The sequence below is a fragment of the Acidovorax sp. LjRoot66 genome (assembly GCF_964253305.1).
Classification (GTDB): Bacteria; Pseudomonadota; Gammaproteobacteria; order Burkholderiales; family Burkholderiaceae_C; genus Acidovorax.
The window spans coordinates 6,598,815-6,612,743 of the sequence record NZ_CAXUQU020000001.1; the positions used below are offsets into that span (position 1 = coordinate 6,598,815).

Consider the following 13,929-nt stretch of genomic DNA (forward strand, 5'->3'; position numbering starts at 1 on the left):
TGCGCGCTCACACCTTGCAACATGCACTACCGCCCGACCTCCCTGCTCGCCAAAGCTATCTTTCTCATAGCAGTCATGCTGGCTGGCGCGGGCAGTTGGGCCCAGTTGCCGGCCAAGGGTGGCGCGGCCACCAGCGCCGTGGTGACCACCCCCCATGTGCGGGCGGAGCTGATCGCCCATGCACCACAGGGCGTCGAGCCCGGCCAGCCGCTGTGGCTGGGCCTGCAGATCACCCACCAGCCCGAGTGGCATACCTACTGGAAGAACCCCGGCGATTCGGGCCTGCCCATCGAGATGGCCTGGACCCTGCCCGCCGGGCTGGATGCGGGCGAGATCGCCTGGCCCCTGCCCAAGAAGATCCCCATCGGCACCCTCGCCAACTACGGCTACGAGGGCACGGTGCTGCTGCCCGTGCCCGTCACCGTGGCCAGCACCTTCGCGCCCAAGGCGCTGTCCAACGATGCCACGGTGCGCCTGCGCGCCACCTGGCTGGTATGCCGCAAGGAATGCATCCCTGAAGAGGGCGACTTCACGCTGACCATCCCGGCACGCAGCACCACGGCCATGCATGGTGCGGCGTTCGATGCCGCCCTGGCGGCCCAGCCCCGCCCGGTGATGGGCAGCGTGCAGGGCGTGCGGCCCGACAGCAATGCCCGCATCGAGGGCAACACCCTGCAGCTGAGCGTGCAGGGCCTGCCCGTGGAACTGCGCGGCAAGACGCTGGAGCTGTTCCCCGAGACGCCCGAGGTCATCGAGAACGCCGCCGCCTGGACCCAGGCCTGGAAGGGTGCCGTCTGGACCGCCGAGGTGCCGCTGTCGGCCCAGCGCAGCAACAGCCCCGATCCGATGCCTGTGGTGCTGGCCGCCGATGGCCAGGGATACCGCGCCGAGCTCAAGGTGCTGGGCGCCTGGCCCACGGTGGCCGCAGCGGCCACGGTGTCGCCCGCGCTGGAGGCGGCGCTCAAGGCCAATGCGGCGGGCGCAGGCACGTCGGGTGCTCCCCAAGCCACCTCGTCGGCCCCACCCCTGACCTTGCTCGCAGCGCTGTTCGGCGCGTTGCTGGGCGGCCTCATCCTCAACCTCATGCCCTGCGTCTTCCCGGTGCTGGCCATCAAGGTCGTGGGCTTTGCCCAGCATGCCCAGGACCGGCGCGCGCACCGGCTCAGCGGCATTGCCTACACCTCAGGCGTGGTGCTCTCCTTCGTGGCACTGGGCGCGCTGATGCTCGGCCTGCGCGCTGCGGGCGAGGCCATCGGCTGGGGCTTTCAGCTGCAGTCGCCGGCCGTGGTGGCGGGGCTGGCGGCACTGTTCACGCTGATCGCGCTGAACCTGGCGGGAGTGTTCGAGTTCGGGCACTTCCTGCCGTCCTCGGTGGCCAGCCTGCAGGCGCGCCACCCGGTGGCCGACTCCTTCCTCACGGGCGTGCTCGCGGTGGCTGTGGCCTCACCCTGCACGGCGCCGTTCATGGGGGCCTCGCTGGGCCTCACGGCCACGCTGCCAGGGCCACAGGCGCTGGCCGTGTTCGCGGCGCTGGGTCTGGGCCTGGCCCTGCCCTACCTGGCCGCCGCCTTCGTGCCCGCCGTGGCGCGCGCCCTGCCGCGCCCCGGCGCGTGGATGGACACGCTGCGTAAATTCATGGCCTTCCCCATGCTGGCCACCGTGGTCTGGCTGGTGTGGGTGCTGGGGCAACAAAGCGGCATCGATGGCGCCGGCGCGCTGCTGATCCTGCTGGTGGCGCTCGGGATGGTGGCCTGGGCGCTGGCGCTCGCAGGCTCGGCGCGCCGTTTCATGGCCCCGGTCTCCATCCTGGCGCTGGCGCTGATGGCCTGGATCTTTGCTCCGCACGTCACCAACGTGGCTGCCGCACCGTCAGCACAGGCGTCCACGGGCAACGCCACCCAGCAGTGGCAGGCGTGGACCCCGGGCGCCGCCGAGCAGCTCGTCGCCAGCGGTCGGCCAGTGTTCGTGGACTTCACGGCCGCCTGGTGCGTGACCTGCCAGTACAACAAGAAGACCACGCTGGCCGACGCTGGCGTGCAGGCCGACTTCACCGCCAAGAACGTGGCCCTGCTGCGCGCCGACTGGACGCGCCGCGACCCGGCCATCACCGCCGCCCTGGCCCAGCTGGGCCGCAGCGGCGTGCCTGTGTACGTGCTGCACGCCCCGGGCAAGGCACCCGTGGTGTTCTCCGAGATCCTGGGCGAAGCGGAACTGCGCGCCGCGGTGGCTGCGCTGTAAGACCAGCCGGCCGGCAGGGGCTCCGCCTGGAAATCCGGGGCCGCATCGCCCATACTGCCCCACCACCGTCCCACCTGGAGATTTTTCATCCATGCTGCTTCGACGTACCCTCTTCGCCCTGCCTCTCGTGCTGGCTGCCGCCGGTGCGCAGGCCGCCGCCACCGTGGGCCAGCCGGCTCCCGACATCACCCTGAAGGACACCACGGGCAAGACCGTGCGCCTGTCGGACTTCAAGGGCAAGCACGTGGTGCTCGAATGGACCAACCCCGGCTGCCCGTTCGTGCGCAAGCACTACGACAGCGGCAACATGCCCGCGACGCAGAAGGACGCGGCGGGCAAGGACGTGGTGTGGCTCGCGGTCAACTCCACCGAGAAAGCCAGCGGCGACTACCTGGAGCCGGCCAAGCTGACCAGTTGGCTAAAGCAGCGCCAGTCGGTGCCCACCGCCATCCTCATGGACGAGGAAGGCACGGCCGGCCGCGCCTACGGCGCACGCACCACGCCGCACATGTACATCGTGAACCCGCAGGGCCAGCTGATCTATGCCGGCGGCATCGACAGCATCGCCTCGGCCAAGGTTGACGACATCCCGCGCGCCACGAACTATGTGAAGACCGGGCTGGCGGAGGCGCTGGCGGGCAAGCCGCTGACGGCATCCACCACACGCCCGTACGGCTGCTCCATCAAATACAAGGACCCTGCATAGGTCTCTACAGTTTTACACTGGTGGTATGAGCACCATCAGCGAACTGCGCCATATTCTCGGAACCTGCCGCACCATCGCGGTCGTGGGCCTGTCGCCACAATGGCACAGGCCCAGTTTCTTTGCGGCCAAGTACATGCAGGCCCATGGCTACCGCATCGTGCCGGTGAACCCCATGGCACCCGAAATCCTGGGCGAGCGCAGCTATCCCAGCCTCACGGCGGCGGCGGCAGACCACCGCATCGACATGGTGGACTGTTTTCGCAAGAGCGAGGACATCCCGCCGCTGGCCGAGGAAGCCATTGCCATCGGCGCGCAGTGCCTGTGGCTGCAACTCGGTGTGGTGAACGAGAACGCGGCGGCGCGGGCCCGTGCAGCGGGCCTGGCGGTGGTGATGGACCGCTGCGTGAAGATCGAGCATGCGCGCCTGTTCGGCGGGCTCAACTGGGCCGGTGTCAACACGCGCGTGATCTCGGCCAAGCGCCCGCAGCAACTGCCTTACTGAACAGAAGAACAAAGAGAGACATCCGCCCATGGAAAAGGACAGAGACTACGGCTTCGGCACGCGCGCCATCCACGCGGGCGCCATTCCCGACCCGGTGACCGGCGCGCGCGCCACGCCCATCCACCAGACGACGAGCTTCGTCTTCGACAGTGCCGAGCACGCCAGCAGCCTGTTCAACCTGCAGACCTTCGGCAACGTCTACAGCCGCATCAGCAACCCCACGGTGGCGGTGTTCGAGGAGCGCATCGCCAGCCTGGAAAACGGGCGCGCCGCGCTGGCCTGTGCCAGCGGCATGGCCGCGCAGATGGCGGCGCTGCTGGCTATTTTGAAGACGGGCGACCACATCGTGGCGGCCAGCACGCTGTATGGCGGCACGGTGGGGCAGCTCGGCGTGGGATTTGCGCGCCTGGGCATCGAGACCACGTTCGTGGACCCGGCAGACCCCGAGAACTTCGCGCGCGCCATGCGCCCCAACACCCGCGCCGTGTACGGTGAGACGATCGGCAACCCGCTGGTCAATGTGCTCGATATCGCCGCCGTGGCCGGGGTGGCGCACACCCACGGCGTGCCTCTGGTCATCGACAACACGGTGGCCAGCCCCTACCTGTGCAACCCGCTGGCCTTTGGCGCCGACATCGTGGTGCACAGCGCCACCAAGTACATAGGCGGCCATGGCACGACCATGGGCGGCGTGGTGGTCGAGGGCGGCAAGTTCCCCTGGGACAACGGCAAATTCCCCGAGATGGTGGAGCCCAGCCGGGCCTACCATGGGGTGAAGTTCTACGAGACCTTCGGCGACTTCGGCTACACCATGAAGGCGCGCATGGAGATCAACCGCACCTTCGGCGGCGTGCTCTCGCCCATGAATGCCTGGCAACTGCTGCAGGGCGCGGAAACGCTGCACCTGCGCATGCGTGAGCACTGCCGCAACACGCTGGCGGTGGCGAAGTTCCTGCAGGGCCATGCCAAGGTGGCCTGGGTCAACTACCCGGGCCTGGCCGATTCACCGTATTACGCGCTCGCGCAAAAGCAGTTCCGCGTGGTGGATGGCACTCCGGGCGCGTCGGGCATCCTGACCTTCGGCATCCAGGGCGGCGCCGCGGCGGGCGAGAAGTTCATCGACGCCTGCGGGTTCCTGAGCCACCTGGCCAACATCGGCGACGCCAAGACCCTGGTGATCCACCCGGCGTCGACCACGCACCGGCAATTGAGCGACGAGGAATTGGCACGTGCCGGCGTGAGCGCGGACATGGTGCGCCTGTCGGTGGGCATCGAGGACCTGGACGACATCCTCTGGGACATCGACCAGGCGCTGTCAAAAACCTAAGCGCTGGTGGGGGCGCCCAGCCTCTGCGACAGGCTGCGCGCCGTGTCGCGCAGATGCCCTGCAGCGGCACTGTCCGGGCCGGTGCGCAAGGTGGCACTCGGGCCGATCACGGCCAGGCACAGCACGAGCTGGCCAAACCCGTCGAAGACCGGCGTGGCCAGGGCGCTGATGCCGGGCAGCAACTGGTCGGTGACCTCGGCCACCTGGTGGGTGCGCACGGCGTCCAGCTCGGCGGCAAAGGCCGGGTCGTCGAGCGCCCCGGCATGGCCATCGGCGGCCAGGGCGGCTTCGGTGCGTTCGCGCGGGCCGAAGGCCGCGAACACTTTGCCCGTGGCGGTGTGCCGCACCGATGCCGTGGTGCCGTGGCGCATGGCCACGTAGACGGCCGTGGGCCCTTCTTCGACGCGGATGATGGTGGGCCCGCTGTCGCCCCAGACCGATGCCGAGACCGTGTAGCCAATGCGCTGGGCTAGGGCCGGCAGCTCGGCGATCGCCAGCCGCACCGGGTCGACCTGCTGCAGGCTGATCAAGCCCAGTTGCATGGCCAAAGGCCCCAGGCCATAGTGGCCGCTCACGGCGTCCTGCTCGATCAGGCCCAGCTTGCCGAAGCTCACAAGGTAGGGGTGGGCCTTTGCGGGCGTCATGTAGGCGGCCCGCGCCAGGTCCTTGAGCGCCATGCGGCGGCCGGTGCGGGCCAGCACCTTGAGCAGCTGGCCGCCCACCTCCACGCTCTGGATGCCGCGCGGCGCGCGCGGGCTGTCTTCATCGTCGGCGGGAGAGAGGTCGCGGGAGAGGTCGTCCATGGCGCCATTGTCCACCGAGCCCATGGCGATCCCGGTCACCCTGGGGTTTCCACTTAAACAAATGAATTAGACATTGACGAATTTATTGCCTATGATCAAAACATTCCGTTTAGATGAATTCATTCCACTAAACCAAATCAACCAGTACCACCCATGACCACCAAGACCTTCGCCTCCGCCGCCGACCTGGAAGTCAAGCAAGTCAGCTTCGACAAGCTGTCCGAGCATGCCTACGCCTACACCGCCGAGGGCGACCCCAACACCGGCATCATCATTGGCGACGACGCGGTGATGGTGATCGACACCCAGGCCACCCCCGTCATGGCCCAGGACGTGATCCGCCGCATCCGCGAAGTGACGGACAAGCCCATCAAGTACGTGCTGCTGTCCCACTACCACGCAGTGCGCGTGCTGGGCGCCAGCGCCTACGGGGCCGAGCACATCATCGCCAGCGAGGACACGCGCGATTTGATCGTCGAGCGCGGCCAGTTCGACAAAGACAGCGAGATCGGCCGCTTCCCGCGCCTGTTCCAGAACGTGGAAAGCGTGCCCGAAGGCCTGACCTGGCCGACCATGACCTTCAACAAGAAGATGACCCTGTGGCTCGGAAAGCTGGAAGTGCAGATCCTGCAGCTGGGCCGGGGCCACACCAAGGGTGACACCGTGGCCTGGCTGCCGGCGGAAAAGATCCTGTTCTCGGGCGACCTGGTGGAGTTCGATGCCACGCCGTATGCGGGCGATGCCTACTTTAAGGACTGGCCACAGACGCTGGACAACCTTGCGGCCCTCAAGCCCGAGAAGCTGGTGCCCGGACGCGGCGCTGCGCTGCAGACGCCCGAGCAGGTGCAGGCCGGCCTGGCCGGCACGCGCGCCTTCATCAGTGACCTGTACGAGAGCGTCAAGGCCAGCGCCGCCCAAGGAGAAGACCTGCGCAAAGTCTACGAAGCCACCTTCGCCAAACTGCAGCCCAAGTACGGCCACTGGGTGATCTTCAACCACTGCATGCCGTTCGACGTGACGCGGGCCTATGACGAAGCCACGCAGTACCCGGACCCGCGCATCTGGACGGCCGAGCGGGACGTGGAGATGTGGAAATCGCTGGAAGGCTGAGCGCCTGCCGTAATGGAGGAGACAACCACCATGCCAACAAATAACTCTGCACCACCCGCATTCGGCGGCACCGGCGCCCAGGTACAGGCCATCGAATTCGCCTACCAGCGCTCCCCCGACCAGGACGCCCCGGCCCCCGCGCAGCACCCCATCGTGGTGGTGGGCGCCGGGCCCGTGGGCCTGTCGCTGGCCATCGACCTGGCGCAGCGCGGCCAGCGGGTGGTGGTGCTGGACAACGACTGCAAGCTGTCCAGCGGCTCGCGCGCCATCTGCTTTGCCAAGCGCACCCTGGAGATCTGGGACCGCCTGGGCGTGGGCCAGCGCATGGTGGACAAGGGCGTCTCGTGGAACGTGGGCAAGGTGTTCTTCCACGACGCGCCGCTGTACGAGTTCAACCTGCTGCCCGAAGAAGGGCACGAACGGCCGGCCTTCATCAACCTGCAGCAGTACTACGCCGAGGCCTACCTGGTGGAGCGGGCGCTGCAGTTGCCCAACATCGAACTGCGCTGGCACAACAAGGTGGCGGGCGTGGCACCGCGCGACGACGGTGCGCTGCTCACCGTGGAGACCCCCGAGGGCGCCTACCGGATCGACGCACAGTGGGTCGCCGCCTGCGATGGCTCGCGCTCGCCGATGCGGCAGATGATGGGACTGGAAAGCAAGGGCCGCACCTTCCAGGACCGCTTTTTGATCGCCGACGTGAAGATGGCCAGCAACGCCGACTTCCCGACCGAGCGCTGGTTCTGGTTCGACCCGCCCTTCCACCCCAACCAGAGCGTGCTGCTGCACAGCCAGCCCGACAATGTCTGGCGCATCGACTTCCAGCTGGGCTGGAACGCCGACCCCGAGGAAGAGAAAAAGCCCGAGAACATCCTGCCGCGCGTGCGCGCGTTGCTGGGCCCCGATGCGCAGTTCGAGCTTGAATGGGCCAGCGTCTACACCTTTGCCTGCCTGCGCATGGACCGTTTCGTGCACGGCCGCGTGGTGTTCGCGGGCGACAGCGCGCACGGTGTGTCGCCCTTTGGCGCACGGGGTGCCAACAGCGGCGTGCAGGACGCCGAGAACCTGGCCTGGAAGCTCGACTGGGTGCTGCGCGGCCGGGCCGGCGAAGAACTGCTGGTCACCTACGGCCCCGAGCGCGAGTACGCGGCCGACGAGAACATCGCCAACTCGACCCGCGCCACCGACTTCATCACGCCCAAGAGCGAGATCAGCCGCCTGTTCCGCGACGCAGCGCTGGAGCTGGCGCGCGAGCACCCCTTTGCGCGCCGCATCGTCAACAGCGGACGCCTGTCGGTGCCGGCCACGCTGCGCGGTTCGCAGCTCAACACGCCCGACACGGACACCTTTGCCGGCACCCAGGTGCCCGGCGCCGTGCTGCTCGACGCACCGGTGCTGCAGGGCGGCCAGAGCGCCTGGCTGCTGCGCACGCTGGGGGCGGACTTCACCTTGCTGGTGTTCGGCACGGCCCCTGCCTGGGCCACCGCACTGCCCCAGGTGAAGCTGCTGCGGGTGGGCACCGACCTGCAGGACCCCCAGGGCCTGCTGGCTCAGCGCCTGGATGCACAGCCCGGCACGGCCTACCTGGTGCGGCCCGACCAGCATGTGTGCGCGCGCTGGCGCAGCCTGGATGAAGCCGCCGTGCGCGCCGCGCTGGCGCGTGCCACGGCGTCGCTCCTCAGCCAGCCTGCAGCCGCGCCTGCCGACCTCGCAACCGCCTGAACCAGGAGCCATGAGCATGCTCGATACCCAGCCCCACCTGCAGGCCTGCGACGATTTCTACGAGGCCCTGATCGCCAGCCACAACGGCCTTACCCCGCCCGAGAGCCACGCGATGAATGCCCGACTCATCCTGCTGCTGGCCAACCACATCGGCGACCAGGCCACGCTGCTGCATGCGCTGCAGCTGGCGCGCGGCACCACGGTGCCCACCGGCGCTGCGGACATGGCGCCCGTGACTCCGGTCGCCCCGGTACACGCTGCGGCCTGACGCCGCCCACCTCCACCCACCGACACCGCCGCCGCGCAAGCCCCGCACAGACGGGGCCCGCGGCAGCGCCGTGCCCGATCCACCCCTGATCCATCCACAGACACCACCGGAGACAAACCACCATGCTGCGCAAACACTTCCTCGCCACCCTCGCGGGCCTGGCACTCACGCCCCTCGCCCTGCCCCTGCATGCGCAGGACCACAGCAAGCCCCTGGAATGGGTGGTCGGCTATGCGGCCGGCGGCGGCTCGGACATCGTGGCCCGCACCATCGCAGAGTCCATGGGTGCCAGCCTGGGCCGCCCCGTCATCATCAACAACAAGCCCGGCGCGGGCACCAACATCGCGGCCGACTATGCCGCGCGCCACAAGGATTTCGGCAACCTGATCTTCTCGGCCGACTTCGCCACGCTGGCGGCCAACCCCTTTTTGTTCAGCAAGCTGAGCTACAACGCCGAGAAGGACTTCCAGCCCGTGGGCCTGCTGGTGCGTTTTCCGATGTTCCTCGTGGTCTCGAACAACGTGCCCGCCAAGAACCTCAAGGAGTTCATGGCCTGGGCCAAGGGCAACGCCGATGGCGTGAACTGGGCGTCGGCCGGCCCCGGCAGCCCGCACCACCTGGTGGGCGAGCTGTTCCGCGAGCAAAGCGGGCTCAAGCTCACCCATGTACCCTACCGCGGCGCGGCACCGGCCATCCAGGACGTGATCGGCGGCCAGGTGCCCGCGATGTGGATCGACAGCGCCACGGTCTACCCGTTCCTTGCCACGAACAAGGTGCGCGCCATCGGCGTGGCCAGCCCGCAGCGCGTGGCGACCATGCCCGACGTGGCCACTATCCAGGAGCAGGGGCTGCAGGGATTCGAAGGCTATGCATGGCAAGGGCTGGTGGCCCCCACGGGCACTTCGGCCGAGGCCGTGGCCCAGTTCAGCAAGGCGCTGCAGACCGCCCTGGCCGATACGCGCACCCGCGCGCGCCTGCAGGCCCTGGGTGTGGAGCCCCTGCCCGGCACCCCGGCCCAGATGGGCAGCTACGCGCGCGCCGAGCGCGAAAAGTGGGGCCGCGTGATTACCAAGGTCGGCGTCAAGCTCGATTGATACGGCTTTGCCTTTGACTGCAAGCCCGCATGCGCCGCCAGCTCAGAGCTGGTCGCGCAGGGCGCGGGCACGCTGCCGGCGGCGCCCGCGTTGCAGCACGGGCGCGAGCCACAGGGCCTGCACCGCTGCATAACCCAGTACGGCGAGGACCAAGCCCAGCACCGGCAGGCCGACCAGCAGCGGTGTGCCCAGCGCCTGCATCCACTCGGCCAGCGCCTGCACGCTGAAGGCGCCTGCCGGGCCGGCCGCATTGAAGGCCGGCAGCGACTGCTCGCCGGGCAGCACCAGCGAGCCCACCTGGAAGGCCAGCACATACAGCGGCACGGTGGTCAAGGGGTTCGTATAGAAGGTGGTGACGCCGCCGGCCACCACGTTGCCGCGCAGCCAGGCGCAGGCGCCGACCGCGCCCACCAATTGCAGCGGGCCGGGAATGAGCCCGCAGAACAGGCCGGCGGCGACCCCGCGTGCCAGCGGCTCGCGCTGGAAGCGGAACAGCGCGCGCTGCTCCATCCACGGCACGGCACGGGCCAATGCCGTGCGTGCCAACTGGTCTCGCACACTCGGCTCCAGGTGGCGCAGCTTGCGGCGCAGGGTGCTCAGCATCCGCATGGGCGGGCCGTCACCAGCTGAAGGACGCTGCGGTGGCCAGGCCCCACAGCGTAGCCAGGGCCGTGAGCAGGCCCACGTCGCGCCGGTCGTTGCCCAGGCGCCAGGCCATCAGGGCCGTGCCCGCCAGGGCCACCATCAGGGTGAGCATCACCGATTCGATCATGTCCATGGCCGGTCTCCTTCAAGGCTTGGGGGGCTCAGCAGCCGGTGGGCTGCCGGCCGAGCTGCGCAGCGACAGGACGATGGAGCCGGCAATCAGGCCCGCGGTGACCAGCAGAGCGTAGCCGATCGGGATCTTCACCAGGTCGATGAGCAGCATCTTGCCGCCGATGAACACCAGCACCAGGGCCAGGCCATAGGCCAGCAGGTGGAAGCGGTCGGCCAGGTCGGCCAGCAGGAAGTACAGCGCACGCAGGCCCAGGATGGCGAAGATGTTGGCCGTGAGCACGATGAACGGGTCGCTGGTGATCGCGAAGATGGCCGGGATGCTGTCCACCGCGAAGATGATGTCCGTGGTGCCGATCAGGATCAGCACCACGAACAGCGGCGTGTAGTGCTTGACGCCGTTGATGGTGGTGGTCAGCTTTTCGCCGTCGAACACGTCGGCGATGCGGATGCGCTTGCGCAGGAAGCGCAGCACCGGGTTGGTAGCGATGTCGGGCTCCTGGCCGGCGGCGAACCACATCTTGGCACCCGTGAACACCAGGAAGGCGCCGAACACGTAGAGCAGCCAGTGGAACGAGGCCAGCAGCCAGGCGCCTGCCAGGATCAGCAGCGTGCGCAGTACGATGGCGCCGATGATGCCTATGATCAGCGCGCGCTTCTGGTGCTGTGGAGGTACCGCAAAGTAGCTGAACAGCATCAGGAAGACGAAGATGTTGTCGATGGACAGGCTCTTTTCCACCAGGTAGCCGGTGATGAACTGCATCGACACGGTGTTGGCCACCTCGCGGCCCTGGCTGCCGTCCAGGTACCACCACAGGCCGGCCACGAACACGAAGGCCAGCGAGAACCACAGGGCGCTCCACTTCAGGGCCTCCTTGGTCGTGACCTTGTGCGCGCCCTGGCGCTCCATGACCAACAGGTCGATGCCGATGGCCACCACCACAAAGACGGCAAACCCCGCCCACATCCACCAGGTTCCGATTGTTTCCATGATGTTCTGATCCTTCGCGCGATGGCGTCAGCGCCGCGAACGCGGCAGGGGTGGCAGACCCGGGGTCGGGGTGGACAGGGGACGGGGGGCGGTGTGGCGCATGGGCTCTCTCCGGTGCGGTCAGTTGGGAATTTCAGGGCAAGCCCGCACTGTAGGGATGCTTTTGCATCTTAAAAACCTGTCTTCACGGTACTATGGGTTCGGTTTTTACGAACCAAATATTCTCCACGCCCATACCCCTTCAGCCTGTTGGGATACGCAACACCATGAGCCAGAGCTTCAACTACCGCCACCTGTATTACTTCTGGGTGGTCGCCAAGGAGGGCGGCATCGCGCGCGCCGCCGAGCGGCTGGACATGGCCGTGCAGACCATCAGCGCGCAGGTGCGCCTGCTGGAGCAGGCCTTGGGCACCAGCCTGCTGCGCACCGAGGGGCGCAGCCTGGTGCTCACCGAGGCGGGCGTGGCCGCGCTGCACGAGGCCGACCAGATCTTTGCGCTGGGCGAGCAGTTGACCCACCGCGTGCGCGAGGCCGCCAGCGGCCGGACGCTGCGGCTGAACCTGGGCATCTCCGACGGCATCGCCAAGCTGGCCATGCACCGGCTGCTGACGCCGGTGCTCGACGAGCCGCACCTGCGCCTGCTGTGCCACGAGGGGGAATTCCAGCCGCTGCTCGGCGAGCTCGCGCTGCACAAGCTCGACGCGGTGCTGGCCGACCGCGCCGCGCCGCCGAACCCGGCCCTCAAAACCACCAGCCAACTGCTGGGCACGAGTGCCGTGGCCTGGTACGCGCCGCCTGTGTGGGCCGAAGCGGCGGCCCGGCAGTTTCCGCAAAGCCTGGCCGTGGTGCCCGTGCTGCTGCCCACCGACCACGCCGCCATGCGCGCGCGCATCGACCACTGGCTGGAGCGCGAACGCATCCGCCCGCGCATTGCCGGCGAGTTCGAGGACAGCGCCCTGCTGAGCACCTTTGCCGCCACGGGCATGGGCGTGATGCCGGCCCCCGTGACAGTGGGCGCACACCTGCTCAAGACCCACGGCCTGGTGCAGGTGGGCTCCACGCCCGACGTGCAGGAGCAGTTCCACCTGATCTACAACGCGCGCAAGGTCATGCACCCGCTGCTCACGCGGCTGCTGGAGGCGGCGCAGGGCGGTGCGCTGCTTACTTCGTAAAACGGCCGTCGCGGCCCATCATCAGCAGATCAACAAACTTGCCCGAGCTGTGCTGCGTGGCCGATAGCTCCACGGGGTAGCCGCCCAGGTTCACGCTCTTCATCGACTCCATGGCCTGCACCAGTCCTGCGCGCGTGGGCTTGGCGCCGGCGCGCTGCAGCGCTTCGACCAGGAAGCGGGCGGAGATGAAGCCCTCCATCTGGCTGAAGGTGTACTCGGTGATGCCCTTGGCCTTGGCCAGGGTCTGGAACTCGCGCGAGATCGGCATGCTCTGGTTCCACGGCGAGGGCACGACCTGCGAGACCACGATGCCCCGTGCGCGTTCTCCGAGGGCCTTGACCAGTTGCGCGTTGCTGATCACCGAGAGCATGTAGAACGTGGTGCGGTGGCCGGCCGCCAGGTAGGCATCGACGAAATCCACGCTGGGCTTGCCCGCGCTGATGACGATGATGGCCTGGGGCGCGGCCTTGGCCACCACAGCCACGGCGTCGGCCATCTTCGAGCCGTCCACCTCCAGCGGGGCATGGGCCACAAGTTCCACCTTGTGGTTCTTGACCGACTTCTCGACCGAGGCCAGGCCGCCGGTGCCGAAGGGGTTGTTGAGGTAGACCGCCGCGATGCGCGCGATGCCCACCGAGGCCAGTTGCTTGACCGTGGCATCGAGCTCGGCGGCATAGCCGGCCTTGATGTTGAAGACGTAGCGGCTGCCGGCCTGGCGCAGGCCGTCAGAGCCCGTGAACGGCGCGATGAAGGGCACGCCGCGATCCTCGGCAATCGGCAGGGCGGCCAGGGCCGGGGGCGTGCCGGCGTACTGGAACAGCGCGAGCACCTTGTCCTCGTCGATCAGCTTCTTCGTGTTCTCGGCCGCCTTCTTGGGGTCGTAGGCATCGTCGATGGCCACCACGCGGATCTTGCGGCCGCGCACGCCGCCCGAGGCATTGACGTGGTCGAAATACAGGGCCGAGCCCTGGCGCACTTCGCTGGTCAGTGCCGCGAGCGGACCGCTCAACTGGCACGACTGGCCGATGACGATCTCGCCGTCGGTCACGCCCGCGCTGTCCTGGGCCCAGGCCGTTCCGGTGGCCCAGCCCAGGGCCATTGCGAGTGCGGTGCGCCGGCGGGCGGCACCCGCGCGTGAGAGGGGTTGAACTCCTGCTGCTGCCATGTTGTCTTGTCTCCTGTCGTCTTTATGGTTCTTCATCACAACGCAAAAACCTTCCGG

Annotated in this window: 14 protein-coding genes; 9 read left to right on the top strand and 5 right to left on the bottom strand. The window is 68.1% G+C overall.

The window, feature by feature from the left end; all coding sequences use genetic code 11:
- Positions 1-21 precede the first annotated feature (21 nt).
- From ACSQ3Y_RS30920 to ACSQ3Y_RS30935, 4 genes are all read left to right on the top strand, one after another.
- Complete coding sequence (locus ACSQ3Y_RS30920) at positions 22-2,238, top strand: protein-disulfide reductase DsbD family protein (RefSeq protein WP_436179915.1); 2,217 nt, start codon at positions 22-24, stop codon at positions 2,236-2,238.
- A gap of 91 nt (positions 2,239-2,329) precedes the next feature.
- Positions 2,330-2,944 carry a thioredoxin family protein gene (locus tag ACSQ3Y_RS30925; RefSeq protein WP_436179916.1) on the top strand — a complete coding sequence of 205 codons (615 nt, stop codon included), beginning with the start codon at positions 2,330-2,332 and terminating at the stop codon, positions 2,942-2,944.
- A gap of 25 nt (positions 2,945-2,969) precedes the next feature.
- Positions 2,970-3,446, top strand: a complete 477-nt coding sequence (locus ACSQ3Y_RS30930; RefSeq protein ID WP_436179917.1) for a CoA-binding protein — start codon at positions 2,970-2,972, stop codon at positions 3,444-3,446.
- 28 nt (positions 3,447-3,474) lie between these two features.
- On the top strand, positions 3,475-4,773 hold the full coding sequence (locus tag ACSQ3Y_RS30935) for an O-acetylhomoserine aminocarboxypropyltransferase/cysteine synthase family protein (protein WP_436179918.1): 1,299 nt from the start codon (positions 3,475-3,477) through the stop codon (positions 4,771-4,773).
- Here ACSQ3Y_RS30935 and ACSQ3Y_RS30940 read toward each other — a convergent pair.
- A complete protein-coding gene (locus ACSQ3Y_RS30940) occupies positions 4,770-5,576 on the bottom strand; it encodes an IclR family transcriptional regulator (RefSeq protein ID WP_436180197.1) in 807 nt (268 codons plus the stop codon). The two genes, ACSQ3Y_RS30935 and ACSQ3Y_RS30940, sit on opposite strands and share 4 nt — an antisense overlap.
- Before the next feature lie 153 nt (positions 5,577-5,729).
- On the opposite strand from ACSQ3Y_RS30940, the gene ACSQ3Y_RS30945 reads away from it, so the two are divergent.
- From ACSQ3Y_RS30945 to ACSQ3Y_RS30960, 4 genes are all read left to right on the top strand, one after another.
- Complete coding sequence (locus tag ACSQ3Y_RS30945; RefSeq protein WP_436179919.1) at positions 5,730-6,686, top strand: MBL fold metallo-hydrolase; 957 nt, start codon at positions 5,730-5,732, stop codon at positions 6,684-6,686.
- 30 nt (positions 6,687-6,716) lie between these two features.
- On the top strand, positions 6,717-8,408 hold the full coding sequence (locus ACSQ3Y_RS30950; protein WP_436179920.1) for an FAD-dependent oxidoreductase: 1,692 nt from the start codon (positions 6,717-6,719) through the stop codon (positions 8,406-8,408).
- Between the two features lie 16 nt (positions 8,409-8,424).
- Positions 8,425-8,676 carry a DUF2783 domain-containing protein gene (locus tag ACSQ3Y_RS30955; protein ID WP_436179921.1) on the top strand — a complete coding sequence of 84 codons (252 nt, stop codon included), beginning with the start codon at positions 8,425-8,427 and terminating at the stop codon, positions 8,674-8,676.
- A gap of 122 nt (positions 8,677-8,798) precedes the next feature.
- Positions 8,799-9,770 (top strand): Bug family tripartite tricarboxylate transporter substrate binding protein, encoded by a 972-nt coding sequence (locus ACSQ3Y_RS30960; protein WP_436179922.1) that lies wholly within the window; start codon positions 8,799-8,801, stop codon positions 9,768-9,770.
- A 42-nt stretch (positions 9,771-9,812) separates the two neighbouring features.
- On the opposite strand, the gene ACSQ3Y_RS30965 is transcribed toward ACSQ3Y_RS30960, so the two are convergent.
- Genes ACSQ3Y_RS30965 through ACSQ3Y_RS30975 form a run of 3 tightly spaced genes read right to left on the bottom strand, consistent with a single transcriptional unit; the run spans position 9,813 to position 11,535 of the window.
- Positions 9,813-10,373 carry a DUF2062 domain-containing protein gene (locus ACSQ3Y_RS30965; protein WP_436179923.1) on the bottom strand — a complete coding sequence of 187 codons (561 nt, stop codon included), beginning with the start codon at positions 10,371-10,373 and terminating at the stop codon, positions 9,813-9,815.
- Positions 10,374-10,389: 16 nt separating this feature from the next.
- The gene (locus tag ACSQ3Y_RS30970) at positions 10,390-10,548 is read right to left on the bottom strand and encodes a hypothetical protein (RefSeq protein WP_436179924.1); all 159 of its coding nucleotides are present in this window, start codon (positions 10,546-10,548) and stop codon (positions 10,390-10,392) included.
- 12 nt (positions 10,549-10,560) lie between these two features.
- Complete coding sequence (locus tag ACSQ3Y_RS30975) at positions 10,561-11,535, bottom strand: TerC family protein (protein WP_436179925.1); 975 nt, start codon at positions 11,533-11,535, stop codon at positions 10,561-10,563.
- A 266-nt stretch (positions 11,536-11,801) separates the two neighbouring features.
- On the opposite strand from ACSQ3Y_RS30975, the gene ACSQ3Y_RS30980 reads away from it, so the two are divergent.
- Entirely contained in the window at positions 11,802-12,707 is a 906-nt protein-coding gene (locus ACSQ3Y_RS30980) for a LysR substrate-binding domain-containing protein (RefSeq protein WP_057204048.1), read from the top strand.
- Here ACSQ3Y_RS30980 and ACSQ3Y_RS30985 read toward each other — a convergent pair.
- Complete coding sequence (locus ACSQ3Y_RS30985; RefSeq protein WP_436179926.1) at positions 12,697-13,872, bottom strand: ABC transporter substrate-binding protein; 1,176 nt, start codon at positions 13,870-13,872, stop codon at positions 12,697-12,699. The genes ACSQ3Y_RS30980 and ACSQ3Y_RS30985 overlap by 11 nt on opposite strands.
- Between the last annotated feature and the right edge of the window lie 57 nt (positions 13,873-13,929).

Coding starts and splice junctions, on each gene's coding strand:
- ACSQ3Y_RS30965 (WP_436179923.1), bottom strand. CDS start 10,373: ATGCTGAGCACCCTGCGCCGCAAGCTGCGCCACCTGGAGCCGAGTGTG.
- ACSQ3Y_RS30945 (WP_436179919.1), top strand. CDS start 5,730: ATGACCACCAAGACCTTCGCCTCCGCCGCCGACCTGGAAGTCAAGCAA.
- ACSQ3Y_RS30930 (WP_436179917.1), top strand. CDS start 2,970: ATGAGCACCATCAGCGAACTGCGCCATATTCTCGGAACCTGCCGCACC.
- ACSQ3Y_RS30975 (WP_436179925.1), bottom strand. CDS start 11,535: ATGGAAACAATCGGAACCTGGTGGATGTGGGCGGGGTTTGCCGTCTTT.
- ACSQ3Y_RS30950 (WP_436179920.1), top strand. CDS start 6,717: ATGCCAACAAATAACTCTGCACCACCCGCATTCGGCGGCACCGGCGCC.
- ACSQ3Y_RS30985 (WP_436179926.1), bottom strand. CDS start 13,872: ATGGCAGCAGCAGGAGTTCAACCCCTCTCACGCGCGGGTGCCGCCCGC.
- ACSQ3Y_RS30925 (WP_436179916.1), top strand. CDS start 2,330: ATGCTGCTTCGACGTACCCTCTTCGCCCTGCCTCTCGTGCTGGCTGCC.
- ACSQ3Y_RS30920 (WP_436179915.1), top strand. CDS start 22: ATGCACTACCGCCCGACCTCCCTGCTCGCCAAAGCTATCTTTCTCATA.
- ACSQ3Y_RS30935 (WP_436179918.1), top strand. CDS start 3,475: ATGGAAAAGGACAGAGACTACGGCTTCGGCACGCGCGCCATCCACGCG.
- ACSQ3Y_RS30970 (WP_436179924.1), bottom strand. CDS start 10,548: ATGGACATGATCGAATCGGTGATGCTCACCCTGATGGTGGCCCTGGCG.
- ACSQ3Y_RS30960 (WP_436179922.1), top strand. CDS start 8,799: ATGCTGCGCAAACACTTCCTCGCCACCCTCGCGGGCCTGGCACTCACG.
- ACSQ3Y_RS30955 (WP_436179921.1), top strand. CDS start 8,425: ATGCTCGATACCCAGCCCCACCTGCAGGCCTGCGACGATTTCTACGAG.
- ACSQ3Y_RS30940 (WP_436180197.1), bottom strand. CDS start 5,576: ATGGACGACCTCTCCCGCGACCTCTCTCCCGCCGACGATGAAGACAGC.
- ACSQ3Y_RS30980 (WP_057204048.1), top strand. CDS start 11,802: ATGAGCCAGAGCTTCAACTACCGCCACCTGTATTACTTCTGGGTGGTC.